19 protein-coding genes and 1 pseudogene are annotated in these 22,830 nt (G+C 69.4%); 16 read left to right on the forward strand and 4 right to left on the reverse strand.

Annotated features, from left to right (window positions below):
• Positions 1–538 precede the first annotated feature (538 nt).
• On the forward strand, positions 539–817 hold the full coding sequence (locus EDM04_RS08220) for a hypothetical protein (protein ID WP_123621005.1): 279 nt from the start codon (positions 539–541) through the stop codon (positions 815–817).
• Positions 818–1,105: 288 nt separating this feature from the next.
• Here the strand turns inward: EDM04_RS08220 and EDM04_RS08230 are convergent.
• A pseudogene (locus tag EDM04_RS08230) lies at positions 1,106–1,654 on the reverse strand (acyltransferase); the annotation flags it as partial.
• Positions 1,655–1,702: 48 nt separating this feature from the next.
• Positions 1,703–2,986, reverse strand: coding sequence for a phosphoribosylamine--glycine ligase (purD, locus tag EDM04_RS08235; RefSeq protein ID WP_123621007.1), 1,284 nt, complete (start codon positions 2,984–2,986; stop codon positions 1,703–1,705).
• 130 nt (positions 2,987–3,116) lie between these two features.
• Between purD and EDM04_RS08240 the strand changes: the two genes are divergently transcribed.
• From EDM04_RS08240 to EDM04_RS08250, 3 genes are all read left to right on the forward strand, one after another.
• Positions 3,117–5,387, forward strand: a complete 2,271-nt coding sequence (locus tag EDM04_RS08240) for a thioredoxin domain-containing protein (protein ID WP_123621010.1) — start codon at positions 3,117–3,119, stop codon at positions 5,385–5,387.
• A gap of 76 nt (positions 5,388–5,463) precedes the next feature.
• A complete protein-coding gene (locus EDM04_RS08245) occupies positions 5,464–6,789 on the forward strand; it encodes an HAD family hydrolase (protein ID WP_123621012.1) in 1,326 nt (441 codons plus the stop codon).
• Between the two features lie 41 nt (positions 6,790–6,830).
• The gene (locus EDM04_RS08250) at positions 6,831–7,940 is read left to right on the forward strand and encodes a geranylgeranyl reductase family protein (RefSeq protein ID WP_123621014.1); all 1,110 of its coding nucleotides are present in this window, start codon (positions 6,831–6,833) and stop codon (positions 7,938–7,940) included.
• Positions 7,941–7,988: 48 nt separating this feature from the next.
• On the opposite strand, the gene EDM04_RS08255 is transcribed toward EDM04_RS08250, so the two are convergent.
• Positions 7,989–8,456, reverse strand: coding sequence for a TRAM domain-containing protein (locus EDM04_RS08255; RefSeq protein ID WP_123621016.1), 468 nt, complete (start codon positions 8,454–8,456; stop codon positions 7,989–7,991).
• A 129-nt stretch (positions 8,457–8,585) separates the two neighbouring features.
• On the opposite strand from EDM04_RS08255, the gene EDM04_RS08260 reads away from it, so the two are divergent.
• The 12 genes from EDM04_RS08260 (at position 8,586) to EDM04_RS08315 (ending at position 21,701) form a co-directional block, all read left to right on the forward strand.
• Complete coding sequence (locus tag EDM04_RS08260; RefSeq protein ID WP_123621017.1) at positions 8,586–9,824, forward strand: mandelate racemase/muconate lactonizing enzyme family protein; 1,239 nt, start codon at positions 8,586–8,588, stop codon at positions 9,822–9,824.
• A gap of 243 nt (positions 9,825–10,067) precedes the next feature.
• Entirely contained in the window at positions 10,068–10,418 is a 351-nt protein-coding gene (locus EDM04_RS08265) for a DUF2209 family protein (RefSeq protein WP_123621019.1), read from the forward strand.
• Entirely contained in the window at positions 10,415–11,764 is a 1,350-nt protein-coding gene (gene hflX, locus EDM04_RS08270; protein ID WP_123621021.1) for a GTPase HflX, read from the forward strand. Before EDM04_RS08265 ends, hflX begins: the two co-directional genes overlap by 4 nt.
• 73 nt (positions 11,765–11,837) lie before the next feature.
• The gene (gene acs, locus EDM04_RS08275) at positions 11,838–13,802 is read left to right on the forward strand and encodes an acetate--CoA ligase (protein WP_123621023.1); all 1,965 of its coding nucleotides are present in this window, start codon (positions 11,838–11,840) and stop codon (positions 13,800–13,802) included.
• Positions 13,803–13,875: 73 nt separating this feature from the next.
• The gene (locus EDM04_RS08280; RefSeq protein WP_123621026.1) at positions 13,876–14,112 is read left to right on the forward strand and encodes a DUF2061 domain-containing protein; all 237 of its coding nucleotides are present in this window, start codon (positions 13,876–13,878) and stop codon (positions 14,110–14,112) included.
• Between the two features lie 219 nt (positions 14,113–14,331).
• Complete coding sequence (locus tag EDM04_RS08285) at positions 14,332–16,125, forward strand: bacterio-opsin activator domain-containing protein (protein ID WP_123621028.1); 1,794 nt, start codon at positions 14,332–14,334, stop codon at positions 16,123–16,125.
• A 109-nt stretch (positions 16,126–16,234) separates the two neighbouring features.
• Positions 16,235–18,229 (forward strand): acetate--CoA ligase, encoded by a 1,995-nt coding sequence (gene acs, locus EDM04_RS08290; protein WP_123621030.1) that lies wholly within the window; start codon positions 16,235–16,237, stop codon positions 18,227–18,229.
• A gap of 112 nt (positions 18,230–18,341) precedes the next feature.
• Positions 18,342–18,803 carry a DUF4212 domain-containing protein gene (locus EDM04_RS08295; protein ID WP_123621032.1) on the forward strand — a complete coding sequence of 154 codons (462 nt, stop codon included), beginning with the start codon at positions 18,342–18,344 and terminating at the stop codon, positions 18,801–18,803.
• Positions 18,800–20,560, forward strand: coding sequence for a cation acetate symporter (locus tag EDM04_RS08300; RefSeq protein WP_123621034.1), 1,761 nt, complete (start codon positions 18,800–18,802; stop codon positions 20,558–20,560). Before EDM04_RS08295 ends, EDM04_RS08300 begins: the two co-directional genes overlap by 4 nt.
• Complete coding sequence (locus EDM04_RS08305) at positions 20,560–21,021, forward strand: universal stress protein (RefSeq protein ID WP_123621036.1); 462 nt, start codon at positions 20,560–20,562, stop codon at positions 21,019–21,021. Before EDM04_RS08300 ends, EDM04_RS08305 begins: the two co-directional genes overlap by 1 nt.
• A 108-nt stretch (positions 21,022–21,129) precedes the next feature.
• Positions 21,130–21,393, forward strand: a complete 264-nt coding sequence (locus EDM04_RS08310; protein ID WP_123621038.1) for a hypothetical protein — start codon at positions 21,130–21,132, stop codon at positions 21,391–21,393.
• Positions 21,394–21,506: 113 nt separating this feature from the next.
• The gene (locus EDM04_RS08315; protein ID WP_004045866.1) at positions 21,507–21,701 is read left to right on the forward strand and encodes a cold-shock protein; all 195 of its coding nucleotides are present in this window, start codon (positions 21,507–21,509) and stop codon (positions 21,699–21,701) included.
• 105 nt (positions 21,702–21,806) lie between these two features.
• Here EDM04_RS08315 and EDM04_RS08320 read toward each other — a convergent pair whose 3' ends face one another.
• Positions 21,807–22,790, reverse strand: coding sequence for an oxidoreductase (locus EDM04_RS08320; protein WP_123621039.1), 984 nt, complete (start codon positions 22,788–22,790; stop codon positions 21,807–21,809).
• Positions 22,791–22,830: the final 40 nt, after the last annotated feature.

A 22,830-nucleotide genomic window follows, 5' to 3' on the forward strand; every position in this document is an offset into this window, starting at 1 on the left:
CGTGATCGAGTGGTGTTGCTGTCGGCTGTTTATAAGTGAGCGGCGTCGATACGGTGACGACCTCTTGGGATCGACGGTGAAGACCTCCAAAGCCCCAGCCGCTGTGGGCGGCGCACGCTCGCTGCGCTCCTCACTCGGTCGCTCACGGTGTTCGCTCCCTCGTTGCGGTGCTTACGTCGCCTGCGCCGCCCACAGCGACTGCCCCTTTGAGTCCCACCCCGCACAGCACCGCAACCGCGCCTCACGCCTCCCCAGCCTCGTCGGCGGCTCCCGTTGGTCGCCGCCGACTCCCTCGCACCGTCGGTTCGCGGCCCAGAGGGCCGCTCACCGGGGCGCGCCACCGCATCCCATTTATAAGCGATCGTCGGCGTCGCTCGCGACTGTTTAAATACTCTCTCGCCGCCACCGATCTGCAATACTTACTCCCGCCATCGATCAAGAAACGTCCTCCAGCGACCGGAGATTCGTGACTAGAGACATCCGGAGAACAGTATATCAACGGAGCCAATATTAACAGCAGTCCCGTCCATAGATCGGTATGAATCGAATCGTCCTCCTCGGCGGTGTCCTTTTCGCTGTCGGATTCGGGATCGCTCTCGTGCAACTGGTGACGTTCCCCGAAATGTTGTTCGGCGGCTGCACCGATGTCGGCGTTCCGGAGGGGCGTGATCAGGGAATCGGCATCATCGGTGTGCAGGATTCGAACCTCCTGTACACGCACGACGGGGTGAACGAGTGCAGCATCCCGCTTCCGGCGATCCTCTCTCCGATCGGACTCGTCGTCGTCGGGACGGGATTGGTTCTGTCCGCGAGATGACCGTCCGCTCGTGCCAATTCCCGCACGACAGCGGTCGATTCGATCGGTCGAAGACGGAATCGTAACCGATCGAGGCCCCGATCAGGGTTCTCGTCCGGGCCCTCCGCCCGCTTCGCCTTCTCCGCCCGCTTCGCCCTCTCCGCCCGCTTCGCTCTCTCCGCCTTCTCCGCCTTCTCCGCCTTCTCCGCCTTCTCCGCCTTCTCCGCCTTCTCCGCCTTCTCCGCCTTCTCCGCCTTCTCCGCCTTCTCCGCCTTCTCCGCCTTCTCCGCCTTCTCCGCCTTCTCCGCCTTCTCCGCTCTCCGCATCTGCCCGCGAGACGACCTCGGCCGGCACGCCGGCGACGGTCGTCCCGGACGGCACGTCCTCTGCGACGAGCGAGTTGGCGGCGACCCGCGCGTCCTCCCCGATCGTGACGCCCGGGAGGACGACCGCGCCCGCGCCGATCATCGCGCGGTCCTCGACGACCACGTCGCCGAGGCGGTACTCGTCCTGGAGGAACTCGTGACAGAGCAGCGTGGCGTCGTAGCCGACGATGGCGTCGTTCCCGACCGTAATTCGTTCCGGCCAGAACACGTCCGGGGTCGACTCCAGCCCCCACGAGACGCCGGCGCCGACCGTCACGCCGATCCGGCGCAACAGCCAGTTCTTCAGTCGGAGGCTCGGGCAGACCCGCGCGAGCACGATCACGACGTAGTTGCGGACGACCGCGAGCGGCGACTTCGCGTCGGGCCACGACCACAGGGAGTTTCGGGGCCCCGGCGTCGGGAAGCGGTCGAGGCCGTCGCTTCGGAGCGAGTCGGTGTCCTCAGGCGTCGCGTCCGCGTCGTCGCGTGTCACGTTACTCCGTTCGGACGGCGGGAATAAAAGGGTCGCTGACGGCGCGCGCTACTCGCGGAGCTCGGCCATGTGGTCGATCCGCCGCTGGACGAGGTCGGCCGTCCCGATGTCGTGGCGGATGCGGACTCGGTCGCCGGCGGCGGCGAGCGCGTCCTCGGCCTGCGCTTCCGCAGTCGCGATGGAATCGCCGCGGCCGACGACCGCGAACGACCGGGAGGTGGTGGTGTACAGGCCGTCGTCGCGCTCGTCGACGCTGGCGTAGTAGAGGAGCGCGTCGCCGACGCTATCCTCGTCGACCGCGATCTTCGCGCCCGCGTCGGGGTCGGTCGGGTAGCCGTCCGGCACGGCGTACTTACAGACCGTCGCCTCGCCGGAGAAGGAGAGCTCGGGGAGCGCGTCATCGTCCCGTGCGGCCGTGAGCACGTCGAGGAAGGGAGTCTCCAAGACGGGGAGCGTGTTCATCGCCTCGGGATCGCCGAAGCGCGCGTTGAACTCGACGACCTTCGGGCCCGCGTCCGTGAGCATGAACTGGCCGTAGAGGACGCCCTTGTAGTCGGGGAGCGCGTCGACGACCGCCTCCAGCACGTCGACCGCGGCGTCGTAGTCGCCCTCCGCCATGAACGGCAGCGAGAGGCCGGTGTCGGTGTACGAGCCCATGCCGCCGGTGTTCGGCCCCTCGTCGCCCTCGTAGGCGCGCTTGTGGTCCTGCACCGCGGGGGTCGTGCGGAGCTCGCCGTTCGCGACGAACGCCTGTACCGTGAACTCCTCGCCGACGAGCCGCTCCTCGAGGACGACGCGCTCGTAGTCGGAGTCGCGGAGGTACGCCTTCGCCTCCCCGCTCGTCACCTGATCGCCGATCACCTTCACGCCCTTGCCGCCGGTGAGCCCGGTCGGCTTCACCGCGAGGTCGCCGTCGTACGCGTCGATGTACTCGCAGGCGGCCTCGACGTCGTCGAACACCTCGTAGTCCGGACAGCCCGGGATGTCGGCCTCGTCCATGAACTCACGCTGGTACGCCTTGTCCGTCTCCAGCCGCGCCTCCTCGGCCTGAGGGCCGAAGGCGTACACGCCGACCTCGTCGAGCGCGTCGGCGACGCCCGCCGCGAGCGCGGACTCCGGGCCGATCACGGCGATATCCGCGCCGACCGCGGTCGCGTAGTCGGCGACCGCCTCGGCGTCGGTCTCCGCGATCGCCTCGAACCCGTCGGCGAGCCGCCGGATCCCCGGGTTCCGGTTGCTCGCGCAGGCGTACAGCGCGCAGTCGTCGGCGACGGCGCGGGCGATCGCGTGTTCGCGCCCGCCGCCCCCCACCAGGAGTACGGTCTCCGTCATATGCGACCGATCACTACACGGTAGTGTAAGCTTTACCCTCTATCTGCGTTCGGATATACACGTTCATGGTGTGATATTCTCGGTCGCGCTCGTGTGACGGGTTTTTGCCGCGCGGGACCGAACCGGACGTATGTCACAGCCCACCGAGCGGAATCGCCTCGAGGGGGAGGCGAGTCCGTACCTCCAACAGCACGCGGACAACCCCGTCAACTGGCAGCCGTGGGGCGAGGAGGCCTTCGAGCGCGCCCGCGAGCACGACGTGCCGGTGTTCGTCTCGATCGGCTACTCCTCGTGTCACTGGTGTCACGTGATGGCGGAGGAGAGCTTCGAGGACGAGTCGGTCGCCGCCGTGCTCAACGAGGAGTTCGTCCCCGTGAAGGTCGACCGCGAGGAGCGCCCCGACGTCGACAGCACCTTCATGACCGTCTCGCAGCTCGTCACCGGCGGGGGCGGATGGCCCCTCTCCGCGTGGTGTACGCCGGAGGGAGAGCCGTTCTACGTGGGGACCTACTTCCCGCCGGAGCCGCGCCGGAACCAGCCAGGCTTTCGCGATCTCTGCGAGCGCATCGCCGACTCGTGGGGGGACCCGGAGCAGCGCGAGGAGATGAAGCGGCGCGCCGACCAGTGGACGACGAGCGCGCGCGACGAGCTGGAGTCGGTGCCGGAGTCGGGTCCGGCAGCTGGGGCGGACGACGCGGGCGGGGCGGGGGACGCGGCCGACGCGGCCGACGCGGGGGCGCCCGGCCCCGACCTCCTCGACGAGGCCGCGGCCGCGGCGGTCCGCGGCTACGACGACGAGTACGGCGGGTTCGGGGGCGGCGGCGCGAAGTTCCCGATGCCCGGCCGGATCGACGTGCTCATGCGGGCGTACGCGCAGACCGGCCGCGACGCCGCGCTCACGGCCGCGACGGGCACCCTCGACGGGATGGCCCGCGGCGGGATGTACGACCAGATCGGCGGCGGGTTCCACCGGTACGCGGTCGACCGACAGTGGACGGTCCCGCACTTCGAGAAGATGCTGTACGACAACGCGGAGCTCCCGATGGCGTACCTCGACGCCCACCGTCTGACGGGGGACGCCTCGTACGCCCGCGTCGCGAGCGAGACGCTCGGCTTTATCGACCGCGAGCTCCGTCACGACGACGGCGGCTTCTTCAGCACGCTCGACGCCCGGAGCAGACCCCCCGAGAGCCGGCGCGGTGACGCGGGGGCCAACGGGAGCGGCCACGCCGACGTCGAGGGCGCCTTCTACGTCTGGACGCCGAGCGAGGTCGACGCCGTCCTCGACGAGCCCGCGGCGTCGCTCGCGAAGGACCGGTACGGGATCGAGTCGGGCGGGAACTTCGAGCGCGGCACCACGGTTCCGACGATCGCGGCGTCGGTCGCGGAGCTCGCCGACGAGCACGACATGTCGGCGGAGACGGTCCGAGAGAGCCTGACGGAGGCCCGCGTCGCACTGTTCGAGGCGCGCGAGTCGCGGCCGCGGCCCGCGCGCGACGAGAAGGTGCTCGCGTCGTGGAACGGCCGGGCGATCTCCGCGTTCGCCGCCGCCGGGCAAGTCCTGGGTGAACCGTACGCCGACATCGCGAGCGACGCGCTCGCGTTCTGCCGCGAGCGCCTGTACGACGAGGAGACCGGCGGTCTCGCGCGTCGCTGGCTCGACGGCGACGTGCGCGGGCCGGGCTACCTCGACGACCACGCGTTCCTCGCGCGGGGCGCGCTCGACGTCTACTCCGCCACCGGCGACCCGGACGCGCTCGGGTTCGCGCTCGATCTGGCGGCGACGATCGTCTCGGACTTCTACGACGACGAGGACGGCACGATCTACTTCACGCGGGACCCGGACGGAGCCGCCGGCGAAGACGGCGGCGGCGGATCCCCGACCGGCGACGACACCCTCTTCGCCCGCCCGCAGGAGTTCACCGATCGATCCACGCCGTCGAGTCTGGGCGTGGCGGCGGAGACGCTCGCGCTCCTCGACGGCTTCCGGACCGACCGCGAGTTCGCGGAAATCGCAGAGCGGGTCGTGACGACCCACGCGGACCGGATCCGCGCGAGCCCGCTGGAGCACGTCTCGCTGGTGCGCGCGGCCGACCGCGTCGCGTCCGGCGGGATCGAGGTTACCGTCGCCGCCGACGCGATGCCGGACGCGTGGCGCGAGACGCTCGGGACGCGCTACCTGCCGGGCGCGCTGGTCGCCCCGCGCCCGCCGACCGAAGACGACCTCGAGGCGTGGATCGACCGGCTCGGCATGGACGAGGCGCCGCCGATCTGGGTCGACCGCGACGCGATCGACGGCGAGCCGACCGCCTACGTCTGCGAGGGGCTCACGTGCTCGCCCCCGGAGACGGACCTCGACGCGGCGCTGGAGTGGCTGGCCGCGCGGGAGCGGTCGGAGTAGGACTTCGGACCCTTCCTCGACTCCCGGTCCGAAGGGAGACGGCACGCTTTACCGACCCGAATTCGGAGGGACGACCATGGAGCGGCACGACCTCCTCTATCGCCTGTACGACGAGTTCGACGCGGAGACGCTCCGGGAACACCAGTCGTTCGTGGACCTCTTCCCGCCGGTCGACTCGCGGGTGGCGTTGGAGCACTGGGAGGACGCCGGCGAGGAGCTCGACCGGCTGAAACGCGAGATCCGGGAGTCCCTGCCCGCGGGGGCCACCTACGCCGAGATCGCGGCCTACGCCGACCGCGAGACCGCGTTCACCGCGCTCGATCTCCACGCGCGTTACGGCCGCGCCGTCAACGCCTTAGTGTTGGACGTCGACGAGACGCTCCGGTCCGCGGGGGGCACGGACAACGAGATCCCCCGCGAGACGCTCCACATGCTGACGGAGCTGCACGACGCCGGCGTGCCGATCGTCATCTGTACCGGCCAGACGCTGGAGAACGTGAAGGGCTTTATGATCCAGGGGCTCGGAAACGAGCTGGTCCACTCCGGGCGCTTCTCGATCGTCTACGAGTCCGGCAACGGCGTGTTCACGCCGGGCCACGGCTCGCGCACGAAGCGCCTGCTGTACGAGGACCTCGACGGCCCGGTCCGGGAGGTCTTCGACGCGGTGCGGTCGCGCGCGCTGCCCGACGCGCCCGAGAACGTCCGCCGCGGCTGTCACCTCCAGGGCAACGAGTTCAACGTCACCCTGAAGCCGAACTTCGAGACCGGCGGCGCGGACGCCGAGGCCGTGATCGACGACGGGCTCGTCCACCTGATCGACCTGCTCGGCGAGGTCGTCGTCGAGCGGGTCGCTGACGATCTCGACGCGGACGATATGGACGCGAGCGATCTCGACGCCGCCGAACTCGGCGCGACCGACCTCGATCCGGCCGACCGCGGCGCCGCGTGGGCGCGCGCTCACTACGCGGCCTCGGACCCCGAGATCCGGGAGGTGATCGAGGCGGCGGAGGTCGACGGTGACGGCCGCCCTTCGGTCGCCGCCGAGGACGTACCCGAGCCGGTCGCGTCGCTGTTCGACCGGATAGCCGTCGGCTACTACCGCGCCGACGCCGCGGAGATCACCTCGCTGGAGCTCGACAAGGTCGCGGGCGTCGAGGCGGCGCTCGAGGTGCTCGACGTGCGGGACCCGTTCCCGCTCGTGATGGGCGACAGCAAGTCCGACCTCCGCGTGATGGAGTGGGCCGCCGAGCGCGACGCGGGGATCGCGGCGGCCCCGGAGCACGCCTCCGCGGACGTGCTCTCGCACGTGCTCGACCGCGACGAGCTGGTGTTCGTGCGCGGCCAGTCCGCGACGATGCTCCGGACCGTCTACGTCCTCAACCTGCTCGATCGCCTCGAGTAAGCCGCGGCGTAATTATATGTCCCCGTCACCACGCTCCGTCCATGCACGATTTCGTCGTCGTGGGCGCGGGGCCGCCGGGGTCGCGGTTCGCCCGGCGCGCCGCCGAGCTCGGCCACGACGTGGTCGCCTTCGAGAAGGGTACGGTCGGGGAGCCGCTGGCCTGCTCCGGGCACGTCTCAGACGACGTGTGGGAGTACGTCCCGGGCGGCGCCCGTGACGAACTCCTCCAGAACCGGGTGTACGGCGCGCGCTTCCACGTCGGCGGGCCCGGCTCCAAAGCGTATCCGTTCTACAAGCCGGAGCCCGTCTCGAACGTGATCGACCGGATCGGGCTCGACCGCACCCTCGCCGACTGCGCGCGCGAGGCCGGCGCCGACGTGCGGGAGAATCACACGGTCGTCGGCGTCGACGAGCGCCCCGACCGGGTCGTCGTCGAGGTCCGGACGCCCGCCGGCGACGTGGAGGAGGTCGAGGCGCGGATGGTCGCCGGCTGCGACGGCCCGACCTCGCGCGTCCGCCGGTCGCTCGGCCTCCCCGAGCCGGACGAGCTGCTCCACGGCGTGCTCGCGTTCGACGACGCGCCCGACGCGGGCGACCTCGTCGACGTCCACCTCACCGCGCCGACGTTCTTCGCGTGGCGGATCCCCCGCGGCGACGCGGGCGTGGAGTACGGGCTCGCCGCGCCGCCGAGCGACGACGTGTCCGCGATGTTCGACCGCCTCACCGACGCCTACGACGTGACGACGGATCACTTCTGTTCCGGGGCGATCCCGGTCGGACCGCCGGACCGCGTGACGACCGACCGAGCGTTTCTCATCGGCGACGCCGCCGCGCAGACGAAGCCGTTCACCGGCGGGGGGATCCTCTACGGGATGACCGCGGCCGACGCGGCCGCCGACGCGATCGACCCGCGGGACCCGGCGACGCTCGCCGACTACGAGTCCGGGTGGCGCGACGCGATCGGCACCGAGATCCGGCTCGGCTCGGCGATCCGGCGGTGTTACTCGCTCCCGGAGCCGGTTCAGCGGGCCGGGCTGTGGGCGCTGTCGGGCGAGATCGGCGTCCACATGGACCGGCCGAGCTCCTTCTTCTCGCCGGCGCACCTCAGGAAGCTGTTCTCGCGGAGCGGTCCCGACGACGCGCCGCGGTAGCCGGCGCGGTCGGGGCGCGGGCGCGGAGAGAACTACTCCTCGACGACTCTACTCCTCGACGACTTCCGCGAACGAGACGTTCTCGCGGACGCTCGTGATCTCGACGGTCGGCTCGTCGCCCGGCTCGGAGTCCGGGACGATGACGACGTACCCGCGTTCGATCTTGGCGATCCCGTCGCCCTTGTCGCCGAGCGTCTCGATCGTGACCTCTCGCACGTCGCCCTCGGAGACCGGCGGGCCGGAGGCGCCGCCGTCGTCCGTCGGTCGCGTCGTCGTGGACGCCGGACTCCCCCCGGCGCCGTTCCCTGCGACGGTCCGGTCCGCGGCGCCGTCGGTCGCGACGGTCGTCCGGTCGTCGTCCCCCTCGCGTTTGATCAGAGCTACGCGGTACGACGCGCCCGCCTCGATCGTGCCGTGTTCGATCTCGGTCGCGGGGACCGTGACGACGTGATCGTCGCCGCGCTCCTCGACAGTTCCGGTAAAGAGACACTTCAGCGAATCCGTGAGTTCGACCATGCCGACCATTGCGGACACGTCAATGAAAAACTCCCTATTTACGTGAGAGACCGAAGGAGGCGTTCGCGCCGAACGAACCCTCCCCTGAGGAACATAAACGTTTACCCTGTTCCGAATGAATCGGGAGCCATGAGCCGGAACTACGAGTCGCTTCACGACCCGAACGCGGAGTACACGATGCGAGAGCTCTCCGCCGAGACGATGGGGACGACGGGCTCGCGCGGCGGCGGGCGCGACGTCGAGATCACCGACGTGCAGACGACCATGGTCGACGGGAACTTCCCGTGGACGCTGGTCCGCGTGTACACCGACGCGGGCGTCGTGGGCACCGGCGAGGCGTACTGGGGCGCGGGCGTCCCGGAGCTTATCGAGCGCATGAAGCCGTTCGTCGTCGGCGAGAATCCGCTCGACATCGACCGCCTCTACGAGCACCTCATCCAGAAGATGTCGGGCGAGGGCTCCGTCGAGGGCGTCACCGTCACCGCCATCTCCGGGATCGAGGTCGCGCTCCACGACGCCGCCGGCAAGATCCTCGACGTGCCCGCCTACCAGCTGCTCGGCGGCAAGTACCGCGACCGGATGCGCGTGTACTGCGACTGCCACACCGAGGAGGAGGCCGACCCCGAGGCGTGCGCCGACGAGGCCGAGCGCGTCGTCGACGAGCTGGGCTACGACGCCCTGAAGTTCGACCTCGACGTGCCGAGCGGCTTCGAGAAGGACCGCGCGAACCGCCACCTGCGCCCCGGCGAGATCCGCCACAAGGCGGAGATCGTCGAGAAGGTCACCGAGCGCGTGAAGGACAAGGCCGACGTGGCCTTCGACTGCCACTGGACGTTCTCTGGCGGCTCCGCGCAGCGCCTCGCGGACGCCATCGAGGAGTACGACGTGTGGTGGCTCGAAGACCCAGTCCCGCCGGAGAACCTCGAGGTGCAGGAGGAAGTGACGAAGAACACCGTCACGCCGATCGCGGTCGGCGAGAACCGCTACCGCGTCACCGAGCAGCGCCGCCTCATCGAGAACCAGGCGGTCGACATCGTCGCGCCGGACCTGCCGAAGGTCGGCGGGATGCGCGAGACCCGCAAGGTCGCGGACGTGGCGAACCAGTACTACGTCCCGGTCGCGATGCACAACGTCGCCTCCCCGATCGCGACGATGGCGGCGGCCCACGTCGGCACCTCCGTCCCGAACTCGCTCGCGATCGAGTACCACTCCTACGAGCTCGGCTGGTGGGAGGACCTCGTCGAGGAGGACGTCATCGAGGACGGCTACATCGAGGTGCCGGAAAAGCCCGGTATCGGCCTCACGCTCGACATGGACACCGTCGAGGAGCACATGGTCGAGGGCGAGACGCTGTTCGACGAGGAGTAAAACGACTCGTCGAGCCAGATAGACGAGCGCAGCGAGTCTATCGGTGTTTGACGAGGCGTAAGCGAAGTCGAGCGCGATAGACGTGCGCGGTTCCTTTTATTTACCACCCCGCTCCGACCACGGAAACGTTCAATTCGTCGGGCGACGTATCGGGGCGTATGGTTCCGACAGCCCCCGCGACCGAGCCGCGTGCCGATCGAACCGAGGTGACGGGCGCCCGTCCCTGAGGTCGTCGGCGTCGACATCAGCGGCCGCCACGAGGAGGACGGCGAGTACCTGATGGTCGCGGCCGCGGTCCACGCGCGCGTCGACTCGACGCGGATCCGGACGATAGAGAGAATGGGCTTTTCCGCCGTGCGCGAGGGACCGACGCTCGACGCGACCGTCGCGCTCACGGCCGAGGCGGTCGGCAACCTTCCGAAGCCGCCGGCGGGACCGATCGTCGCGGAGGGCGGCGAGTTCTACGAGGAGCCCGCCGAGCGGGTGGGACTGAGCTTCCAACCCGAGTTTAAATACGTCGAGAGCATAGGGGAACGCGAAACAGTGCAGGCAGCACACCACGCCGCGTACGCCGCCCGCGACCTCCTGTTATGACCGGGAGCGCTCAGGGGGCGGCCACCGACACGAAGCCGACCGCCGCCGAGCGGCGCGCGGTCGTCGCCAAGCGCGTCGAGTCCGGATCGGCGGACCTGACGGAGATCACGCAGCTCGCGGCCGCCGCGGGCTACGACGTGGTCGGCGAGCTCACCCAGACCCGCACCGAGGACGCCGCGTTCATGTTCGGGAAGGGGAAGGTCGCCGAGCTTCGCGACCTAGTCCGCCGGACCGACGCGACGGCCGTGATCGTCGACAACGACGTGGGGCCGTACCAGACGTTCAACATCGGGGGCGAGCTCCCCGAGGGCGTCGAGGTGATCGACCGGTTCACGCTCATCCTCGAGATCTTCGGCCAGCGTGCGAACACCCGGAAGGCGCAGCTGCAGGTCGAGCTGGCGGAGCTGCGGTACGAGCTCCCGCGCGCCGAGGCGAAGGCGAGCCTCGCGAAACGCGACGAGCGGCCGGGGTTCATGGGGCTCGGCGAGTACGACGAGAGCGTCGAGCGCGACATCAAACGCCAGATCTCCGAGATCCGCGACGAGCTCGAGTCGATCGCGGAGAAGGAGGAGTCCCGGCGCGAGCAGCGCCGCGACTCCGGGTTCGATCTGGTCGCGCTCGCGGGCTACACGAACGCCGGCAAATCGACGCTGATGCGCCGGCTCGCGGCCGAGATCGACGTCGACGAGAACGCCGAGCGCCACCCCGACCTCGACAGGACCGCCGAGTCGCAGGACATGCTCTTTACCACCCTCGGCACCACCACCCGCCGGGCCGAGATGGAGAAGCGGGACGTCCTCCTCACCGACACGGTCGGGTTCATCGCGGACCTGCCCCACTGGCTGGTGGAGTCGTTCGAGTCGACGCTCGACTCGGTGTACCGCGCCGACCTCGTGCTGCTCGTCGTCGACGCCAGCGAGTCGGTCGAGGAGATGCGCGAGAAGCTCGTCACGAGCCACGACACCCTTTACGAGCGCAACGAGGCCCCGATCGTCACCGTGTTCAACAAGGTCGACCGGCTGGCTCCGGGCGAGCTGGCGGACAAGCGCGGCGCGCTCTCGGGAGTCGCGCCCGACCCGGTCGCCGTCTCGGCGAAGACGGGCGCGGGCGTCGCGGAGCTCCGCGACCGCGTCGAGGACGAACTGCCGGACTGGGAGCGCGAGCGGCTCGTCCTCCCCCTCTCCGACGACGCGATGAGCCTCGTCTCGTGGGTTCACGACCACGGCCACGTCGAGGCGGAGACGTACGCGGACGATCAGGTCACGCTCGACTTCGAGGCGAAGCCGTCGATCGTCGCGCGCGCCCGGTCGAAGGCGGCCGAACTGGCGTCCGCGGAGTCGACGTAGGCGGTCGGTCCCGAGGGGTTCGGCGTCGCGGTCGCGGACAAAGTATACATTCCTCCGATTGCGAGGTAGTATCATGGATTACGCCGGAGTCGACGGCCGGCGGACGGACGGGAGCGCCGCCGGCGAGGACGGGGACGTCGTCGAGCCGCTCTCCGCGTTCAGCGACCGGGCCGTCGCGAGCGATCCGGAGCTGTACGAGGCCTTCGCCGAGGAGGGACCGGCGGCGTGGCGTCGCGCCGCCGACCTGCTGGACTGGGAGACGGACTACGAGACGGTGCTGGACGACGGCGACCCGCCCTTCTACGAGTGGTTCCCGGACGGGCGGCTCAACGCCGCGGCCAACTGCGTCGACCGCCACCTCGACGAGCGCCGGAACCAGCTCGCGATCCGCTGGTTCGGCAAGCGCGGGGAACGCCGGTCGTACACCTACCTGGACCTCCACCGCGAGGTGAACGCGGTCGCGGCCGGACTGCGGGATCTGGGCGTCGAGGAGGACGACGTGGTGACCCTGTACCTCCCGATGATCCCGGAGCTGCCGATCGCGATGCTGGCCTGTGCCCGGATCGGCGCGCCCCACAACGTCGTCTTCGCGGGGCTTTCGGCCGAGGCGCTCGCGACCCGGATCGACGCCGCCGACTCGTCGTACCTCGTCACCTGCGACGGCTACTACCGACGAGAGGACGCGTTCAACCAGAAGTCGAAGGCGGACAACGCCCGTCTCCGGGCCGACGCCGACCTCTCGGCGACGGTGGTCGTCGACCGGCTCGGCGACACGCTCGACGCGCCCCTCGGCGACGACGAACACGAGTACGAGGCGATCGTGGACGCGCACGACGGGGAGACCGTCGAGCCGGTCGCGCGCGACGCCACTGACCTCCTCTTCGTGATGTACACCTCCGGGACCACGGGGCGCCCGAAGGGCGTCGAGCACGCGACCGGGGGGTACCTCTCGCACGTCGCGTGGACGACCCGGAACGTGCTCGACGTGCGCCCCGACGACACCTACTGGTGCGCGGCCGACATCGGCTGGATCACGGGCCACTCCTACGGCGTGTACGGTCCCCTCTCGGTGGGGACCACGACCCTGCTGTACGAGGGGTCGCCCGACTACCCCGACCGCGACCGCGTGTGGGACCTGATCGAGCGCAACGCGGTCAGCGTCTTCTACACCTCGCCGACCGCGATCCGCTCGTTCATGAAGTGGGGCGCGGAGTACCCGGAGGCCCACGACCTGTCGTCGATCCGCCTGCTGGGGACCGTCGGCGAGTCGATCACCCCGAAGGCGTGGCGCTGGTACCGCGAGCACGTCGGCGGCGGCGAGGCCCCGATCGTCGACACGTGGTGGCAGACCGAGACGGGCGCCATCTCCCTCGCGACGCTGCCGGGAATCACGCCGATGAAGCCCGGCAAGGTCGGGCCGCCGCTGCCGGGGATCGACGCGCGCGTCGTCGACGAGGACGGCGAGCCGGTCGACCCCGGCGAGCCGGGGTACCTCGCGATCGCCGCCCCGTGGCCCGGGATGCTCCGCGGGCTCCGCGAGGGCGACGAGCGGTACCGCCGGGAGTACTGGGTGGAGGGCGAGGACGGGTGGCGGTACCGCACGGGCGACGGCGCCACCGTCGACGAGGACGGCTACGTGACGATCCTCGGCCGCGTCGACGACGTGATCAACGTCCGGACGCACCGGTTCAACACCGCGGAGCTGGAGTCCGCTATCGTCGGGGCCGAGGGGGTCACCGAGGCCGCGGTCGTCGGCGACGGCGACGGGAAGATCGTCGCGTACGTGACGACCCGGGGCGACGTCGACCCCGACGAGTCACTCCGCGAGGCGATCGGCGGGCGGCTGGCGCGGGCGGTCGGCGACGTGGCGCGCGCCGACCGGATCGTGTTCACCCCGGACCTGCCGAAGACCCGGTCCGGGAAGATCATGCGTCGCCTGCTGGAGGACATCGCTCGCGGCGACGAGTTCGGCGACGTGAGCGCCCTCCGCAACCCCGAGGTCGTCGGGGAGATCGAGTCGGCGGTTCGCGAGATGTAACCACAAAAAGCTACATCTAGATATATTTGAAACGTCTATAGGTTTCTTGGTACTGTAGACCGTTTCACGCTTTATGAGCAGTCTCGTCTCGCGCTCCGCGCTCCACGCGCGGAAGCGGGCGCTCGCGAAGACCCTCTGCTACCGGGTTCTCATGGTGGCAATCACCGTTCTGGTGGCGTGGGTCGTCGTCGGCGACGTCAGTGACGCCGTGAACATCGGACTGGTCGCCAACGTGGTGAAGACGATAACCTACTACGGTTACGAGCGGCTGTGGGACCACGTAGCGTGGGGATTCGCCGAGACGGCCTGAACCGACGAGCGAACGCGTGAGCCCGAGATCGAACCGTCGCGAGACGATCGCTCGCCGCTAACGTTTCGCTCTAGTTTACGGATACGAAATCGAATCGGCGATCGTTCGTCCGGCTCGCGGTCGAGAGACGAGAGCGGAGAACCAATCGGAGTCATTCGCGGGCCTAGAGCGGTTTCGAGGGAAACGTTTACTTCGCTTATCTGTGTGAACACGAAACGAATGGTCGAGGGACTTGACGCCGACGCGTACGACGCGCTCGTGACCGCGGCGGAGACGTACCGCGCCGCGCTTGTCGTCCGCCTCGCCGGCGAGGCCGGACTGCGGACCGGCGAGATCACGCGCGTCGCCCCGCGACACCTCCGGGAGACGGAGAGCGGTGCGGACCTCTCCCTCCTCGCGGTCCCGCCGGCGGACGACGAATGGGGAGGCGGGGCGGACGACGGCTCGGGGGCGGAGAACGGGACAGCGATCGACCGCGAGACGGCGGTTCCGGCGTCGTTGGCGGCGGAGCTGCGGCGGTACGCCGAGAGCGCCGACCTGGGCGAGTCGGAGCCGTTCGTCGACGTGTCTCCCCGCCGCGTCCAGATGATCGTGAGCGAGACCGCGGAGCGCGCGGCGAGGCGGACCGACGGCCTCGTCGACCCGGACGTGACGCCGCGAGACCTGCGGCGGACCTTCGCGCGGCGGCTCCTCGTCGACCGCGGCGTCGACCCGCACGCGGTCCGCGAGGCCGGCGGCTGGGAGACGATGGCGACGCTCGACGACTACCTCGGGCCGCTCGACGGGGACGCGATAGCCGAGGCGATCGCCGGCGACCGAGCGGGATCGTCTGGCGGGTCTGGCGCGGGCGCAGGGTCCACCGCCCTCGGCGGGTTCGAGGCGCTCGCGGCCGGCGGCGACCGGGCGGCCCCGCTCGCGGCGGTCCCCGACGGCGTGGTCGAGTCCGACCGCTGGGCCGAGGCGTGGGTCGTCCGCGGGACGGGGGACCGCCGCCGCGTCGAGATCGCGGGCGCGGCCGGCGTCGACCGGGAGACGCTCGTCGATCGGGGCGTCGCGGGCGACGGCCCGTGGCGCGAGGCGGTCGAGGAGGGCGAGCCGGTCGCGACCGAGGGGTCGCCTGCGACCGCCGGCCGGCCGGCGGTCGCGGTTCCTCTCCGGTACCGCGACGTGACCCACGGCGCGCTGTGCGTGGTCGCCGGCGGAGAGTCATCCGTCGCTTCCGTCCCGTCCGTCTCGTCGATCGAGCGTCGGGAGATCGCGACGCTCGGCCGGTGTCTCGGGTGGGCGGTGACGGCGGAGCGCTGGCGCGACCTGCTCCACTCCGACGCGGTGACCGAGGTGGAGTTCCACACCGGCGACGAGGGGGCGTTCCTCGCCCGCGCGAGCGCGGCGCTCGGCTGTCGGATCGAACTGGCCTCGACGGTGGCGGTCGACGACGACGCCTCCCGGTTCTACCTCTCGGTCGAGGGGGCGCGCCCGCAGGCGCTGGCCGACGCGGTCGACGGCGCGCCCGGGGTCTCGGACCTCCGCGTGATCGAGACGCGCGAGGACGGCTGCGACGTGTCCGCGCGCGTGGAGGGCGGGTCCGCGGTCCGGACGCTCACCGAACACGGCGCGACCGTCCGCGACGCGACCGCGGAGGACGGACGGGTCCGGGTCGTCGCGGACCTCCCGGAGGGCGCCGACGTCCGCCCCGTCGCCGACGGGTTCCGGGCCGCGTTCGCCGACGCGCGGCTCGCGAGCAAGGAGTCCGTCGTGCGGTCGGCGCGAAGCGAGGACTCGCTCCGCGAGGGGGTCGCGGACCGGTTCACCGACCGCCAGTGGGCCGCGCTGTCGGCCGCGTACCACGGCGGGTACTTCGACTGGCCGCGGGGAAGCACGGCCGAGGAGGTCGCCGACGCCATGGACGTCTCCTCGCCGACGTTCCACAACCACCTCCGGAAGGCCCAGCGCGGGCTGCTCGACGAGCTCTTCGAGGACGGACGAGGCCCCCGTCGTTCCGATCGAAAGTGAACCGGCGCCGAGCGGCCGAGACGCTCCGAATCACGCCCCGAATCCTTCACGATTTTTCGTATTTAGCGCCAGCGTTTATATGATGAGATCGGTTGGGTACGCCCGTACCATGACAGAGGGAGACGGTCAACTGGAAGCGAGGCTGGCAGAGCAGGAGGTGTTCGAGCCGCCGGAGTCGTTCGTCGAGCAGGCGAACGTCTCGGATCCCGGCGTCTACGACGAGTTCGACGAGAACTGGCCGGGGTGCTGGGAGGCGGCCGCCGATCTGCTCGACTGGGAGACGGACTACGACCAGGTGCTGGACGACGGCAACCCTCCCTTCTACGAGTGGTTCACGGGCGGCGAGCTGAACGCGTCGGCCAACTGCCTCGACCGACACCTCGACGAGCGCGGCGACGAGGTCGCGATCGAGTGGGTCGGCGAGCCCGTCGACGAGGACGACCGATCGTTCACCTACGAGGAACTGCACCGGGAGGTGAACGAGTTCGCGGCCGCGCTCCGGGCGCAGGGCGTCGAAGAGGACGACGTGGTGACGATGTACATGCCGATGATCCCGGAGCTGCCGATCGCGATGCTGGCGTGCGCCCGCATCGGCGCGCCCCACAGCGTCGTCTTCGCCGGGTTCTCGGCGGACGCGCTCGCGACGCGGATGAACTCCGCGGACTCGGAGTACCTCGTCACCTGCGACGGCTACTACCGCCGCGGCGACCCCCTCGACCACCTCGACAAGGCCAACGAGGGGCTCGCGGGCGTCGACCACGACACGACCACGGTGGTCGTCGATCGGCTCGGCCCGAACGGCGACGACTTCGGCCACGACCTCGGCGACGACCAGATCGACTACGGCGACCTCGTCGCGGACCACGAGGGTGCCGAGGTCGAGCCGGTCACCCGCGACGCCGAGGACATGCTGTTCCTGATGTACACCTCGGGGACGACCGGGAAGCCGAAGGGCGTGAAACACACCACCGGCGGATACCTCTCGTGGGTGTCGTGGACCTCGCAGGCGGTCCTCGACGTCAAGCCGGATGACACGTACTTCTGTTCGGCCGACATCGGCTGGATCACGGGTCACTCCTACATCGTCTACGGGCCGCTCGCGCTCGGGACGACGACGATGATGTACGAGGGGACGCCCGATCACCCGGAGCGCGACCGCCTCTGGGAGATCGTCGACGAGTACGACGCGACCCAGCTGTATACGGCGCCCACCGCGATCCGGGCGTTCATGAAGTGGGGCTCGAAGTTCCCCGACCGCCACGACCTCTCCTCGCTGCGGCTGCTCGGCACGGTCGGCGAGCCGATCAACCCCCGCGCGTGGAAGTGGTACTACCAGCACATCGGGGACGAGGAGTGCCCGATCGTCGACACGTGGTGGCAGACCGAGACCGGCGGGATGATGGTGACGACGCTGCCCGGGGTGAAGGACATGAAGCCCGGGGCGGCCGGACCGCCGCTTCCGGGGCTCGACGTACAGATCCTCGACACGCTCGGCGACGAGGTCGAGCCCGGAAAGGCCGGCTACCTCACGGTACAGAAGCCGTGGCCCGGCATGCTCCGGACGCTGTACAACAACGACGAGCGCTACATCGAGGAGTACTGGGCCGAGTACTCTGACACCGACAGCGACGACCCCGACGACTGGGTGTACTTCCCGGAGGACGGGGCGAAGATCGACGAGGACGGCTACATCAGCGTCCTCGGGCGCGTCGACGACGTGCTCAACGTCTCGGGCCACCGGCTCGGGACGATGGAGATCGAGTCCGCCATCGTCGGCGTCGAGGGCGTCGCCGAGGCCGCGGTCGTCGGCGGCGACCACGACATCAAGGGCGAGGCCGTCTACGCGTACGTGACCACCGAGGACGGCTACGAGGGCGACGACGAGCTCCGCGACGCGATCGTCGCGGGCGTCGAAGACGCCATCGGCCCGATCGCTCGGCCGGAGCAGGTCGTGTTCACGCCCGACCTGCCGAAGACCCGGTCCGGAAAGATCATGCGTCGCCTGCTCGAGAACATCGCCGACGGGAAGGAGCTGGGTAACACCAGCACGCTTCGGAACCCGGAGATCGTCGAAGAGATCCAGCGGAAGGCCGAAGGCGAGTAGCCGGCCGGCGGTTCCGTTTTCCTGGTGCCAGACGAACAGACCCGCTCGACACCGGAAATAAACATCACGATAAAATCGCACAAACGCACCACAACAATACACATCACAACACATGACAGATAATCGCACACACGCAGCCGACGACACGGTCACCGACGGTGGTCACGCAGCGGACGACGTGGCCACCGACGGTGGTCGCGCAGCGGACGACGTGGCCACCGACGGAGGGGTCGCGTCGGGAGCGGCACAGAAGCACCGGCAGACCGACTACCTCGGCTCGGAGGTAAACCTCCTGAACCCGAGCACGCCGTACATGCGCGAGCACCTCCGGATCGTCTGGACGGGGTTCGCGATCTGGGCGGTCATCGTCTTCGGACCGGTGACGGCCACCTATCTGGCTCCCGGAGCCATGACGACGGCGATGCCGATCATCGGCTTCCCGCTCCACTACTTCCTCATCGCAATCGGTGCGCCGGGCGGCGCGCTAATCTTGTCCGCGTGGTACGCGCGGCGACGCGACGAGCTCGACGACAAGTACGGAATCGAACACGACAGCGTGGGGGGTGACGCATGACGCTCGCCGCGGCGCTGCTACAGAGCGAGCTGCTCCCCGAGGGGCTCGACGTCTCGTTCAAGGCGCTCCCCTCGGTGCTCGTTATCGGCATGCTGCTCATCTTCCTCGCGATCGGCTTCATCTTCCGCGTGGCCGACACCGAGAACATGTGGGTCGCCGGTCGTTCCATCGGCAACCTGGAGAACGGGATGGCGATCGGCGCGAACTGGATGTCCGCCGCGTCGTACCTCGGAATGGCCGCGTTGATCGCGACGGCCGGCGTGTACGGCCTCGCGTTCGTCGTCGGCTGGACGACGGGATACTTCATCCTGCTCATCTTCCTCGCGGCGCAGCTGCGCCGGTTCGGGAAGTACACGGCGCCGGACTTCGTCGGCGACCGCTTCAACTCCGACACCGCACGCGCCATCGGCGCGGTCACGACGTTCCTCATCGGGTTCGTCTACGCGATCGGACAGGCGCGCGGGATGGGGCTCGTCGGCCTCTACATCTTCGGTGACCTCGGCTTCCTCGGACTGAGCGGCTACCAGGCGATGGTCGTGATCATGATGACGATCACGGTCGGCTACCTGACGCTCTCCGGGATGCTGGGCGCGACGAAGAACATGGCCGTCCAGTACGTCATCCTCATCGTCGCGTTCGTCGCCGGCCTGTACGCGGTCGGATTCACGAACGGCTACTCGACGGTCCTGCCGCAGATCGAGTACGGCGCGCTCATAAACACCCTGAGCGCCGAGTTCTCGGAACCGTTCGTCAACCAGAGCTACTACCTGTGGATCGCGACGGCGTTCTCGCTGATCGTCGGGACCTGCGGGCTCCCGCACGTTCTCGTGCGGTTCTACACCGTCGAGAACGAGCGGACTGCCCGCTGGTCCACCGTCTGGGGGCTGTTCTTCATCTGTATCCTCTACTTCAGCGCGCCGGCGTTCGCGGCGTTCGGGACCGACCTGTACGGACAGAACATCGGCGCGGTGTACGGTGACCCCGGCATGACGAGCGAGGCGGCCGACGTGATCGTCGTGTTGGCCGCGCAGCTCTCGAACCTGCCCCAGTGGTTCGTCGGGCTGGTCGCGGCGGGCGGTATCGCCGCGGCGATCGCGACGACCGCGGGGCTGTTCATCGCCGGCTCCTCGGCGATCTCGCACGACATCTACACCAACATCATCAACCCCGACGCGACGCAGCGCCAGCAGGTGCTCGTCGGCCGTCTGAGCATCGTCGCGCTCGGCGTGTTGACGACGCTCGCCGCGCTCGACCCCGCGGCGCCGATCGCCGCGCTCGTCTCGTACGCGTTCTCGCTGGCCGGGGCGGTGCTGTTCCCGATGTTCTTCCTCGGCATGTGGTGGGAGAACACGAACCGCGAGGGCGCGCTCGCCGGCATGACGACCGGACTGACAATCTGGGGGATCTCGATGGTCAACGAGGTCGTCCCGACGTACATCGGCGGCCTCGAAGCGCCGCTCAACGCGGGGCTCGCGACGTGGCTGCCCGCGATCGGCTCCGCGCTCATCGCCGTGCCGATCGTCTTCGCGGTCACCATCGTCGTCTCGATGGCGACCGACGACCCGCCGATGGAGACGAAGCGGATCGTCCGGCAGTGCCACAGTCCGGAGCCGATGCGCCAGCAGCAGACGGCGGAAGACGTCGTCGCTGCGGACGGTGGCGAAGAGGTTGCGACCGACGGTGGCCGCGCAGTTGACGACGCGGGGACCGACGGTGGCCGCGCAGTTGACGACGATAAAACCACGGAGGAGCGATAATGTACGAACGCATCCTCGTACCCACGGACGGTAGCGACGTCGCAGAGTCGGCAGTCGAGCACGCGCTCGACCTCGCGGAGAAGTACGACGCCGAGGTCCACGCGCTGTACGTGGTCGACATCGACTCCGTGAACTTCAGTCTCGGGACCGAACAGGTCGACCGGCTCAAACAGGGTCGGTTCGACGAGATGGGTGAGCTGAAAGACCGAGCCGACGAGGCGACCGGCACCGTCGCCGAGCGGGGCGCGGCGCGCGCCGTCGAGGTCGTCGAGCACGTCTCGGGCGGTCGGCCGCACAAGGTGATCGGCGACTACGCCGAGAACCACGACATCGACCTCATCGTGATGGGGAGTCACGGTCGGGCCGGCGTCCGGCGAGCGCTGCTCGGGAGCGTCACCGAACGGACGCTGCGCTCGACGCACGTCCCCGTGCTCGTCGTCGACTACCTCGACGAGGACTGACGCGACGCGGCTCCGCCTCGGTCTCGCTTTCGCTGGAATAGCTCGTTCGACCGACCGCGACCGATTCGCTTCCGGAACACCGACGTATCCGGCCACGTACGCTTACCCATGACTGACACCGACGGCACGGAGCCGACAGACTCGGAGCCCGAGAGCCCCGTCGATCGCCTCCGAGCGCACGTCAGCGAGAACCGGGGCGGGATGCTCTACGACCTCGCGTTCGCGGTGGTGTGGGTGACGACCGTCTCGCTTTTGTACGACTTCCTGTTCTCGGCCTCCCCGAGGTGGGTGCTGTACATGTTCATGCTCGCCGGGATCCCCGCGTACTTCGGGTTCTTCATCTCGCTGGAGATGGCGAAATCCGGGCGGTGACCGTCCGGACGGAAAACGGTTGAATCGGACGGTCAGTCACGGAGTCCGGGATACGCGTCGGATTCCGGAGCCACACAACACTTATGTCCCAGTCGGGAGTGGATCGAGACGCGATGGCGACAGGCAAGGTCGACTTCTTCAACGACACCGGCGGCTACGGATTCATCGAGACAGACGACGCTGACGAGGACGTGTTCTTCCACATGGAAGACGTCGGCGGCCCGGATCTCGAGGAAGGCCAGGAGGTAGAGTTCGAGATCGAGGAGGCGGACAAGGGTCCGCGCGCGACGAACCTCACTCGGCTGTAGATCGTTCGGCGGCATCCGCTACCGACGACGTCGGACAGCTCTCGAAACGCGTCTCGCGTATATGACACCCGCCAGCGGCGGCGCCGTCTCACCTGTCCGAGCGCGTCAGACCGGGAACTCGACGCCGGTCGCCTCCTCGGAGTACTCCCAGAGTTCCCGGGCGTCCTCGCGGTCGTAGGAGGCGTCGTTGGACCGACCGATCGTCGGCGCGCCGCGCATGTTCATCAGCCCGCCGGGCTCGACGTAGGCGCCGTCGTCGACGTCGGCGGTGGCCGCGTACAGCATCGGGAGCGCGCCGGTGGCGGCGTCCTGACCGAGCACCGCGTTCGCCAGCCGCATCCCGACCTTCACGAGGGGGTTGCCGCTCTCCGCGGCGGTGCGGAGCTGGAGGTTTGTGTCGGCGTAGCCCGGGTGGCAGGCGGCGCTACGGACGCCGATCGCGGACTCGTTCCCGAGGTTCCCCTCGTCGTCCTCGCGGTTCGCGGCCTCGATCCGGCGCTGGAGCTCGTACGCGAAAAGCAGGTTCGCGAGCTTGCTCCGGCCGTACGCCTTCCACTTGCCGTACGACTCCTCCCAGTTGAGATCGGAGAAGTCCATCTCGCCGCTCTCGTGGGCGCCCGACGACTGCGTGACGATTCTGGAGTCGCCGTCGATCCCTTCGCCGTCTCTTAAAAGCGAGAACAGGCGTCCGGTGAGCGCGAAGTGGCCGAGGTGGTTGACGCCGAACTGCGTCTCGAAGCCGTCCTCGGTCTCGCCGCGTGGGATCGCCATGACGCCGGCGTTGTTACACAGAATATCGACCGCGTCGTAGTCGTCGCGCAGGCCCTCGGCGAAGGCCGCGACCGAGTCGAGCGAGGCGAGGTCGCACTCGCGCACGTCGAGGGCGCCGCCGACCGCCCCGTCCGCCTCGGCCCGAATTTGGTCGACCGCGTCCTTCCCGCGTTCGACGCTGCGACACGCCATTACCACGGTGGCGCCCTTCGCGGCGAACGCGCGCGTCCCCTCGTAGCCCAGCCCGCTGTTCGCGCCGGTGACGACGACCGTCTTCCCGTCCAGTCGCGGCATGTCCGCGGCGGTCCAGTCGGTCATGCCCGAACGGAGGGGCGTCACGGGGAGAAAGCTGTCGGGG

This window comes from Halorubrum sp. CSM-61 (assembly GCF_003781945.1).
Classification (GTDB): Archaea; Halobacteriota; Halobacteria; order Halobacteriales; family Haloferacaceae; genus Halorubrum.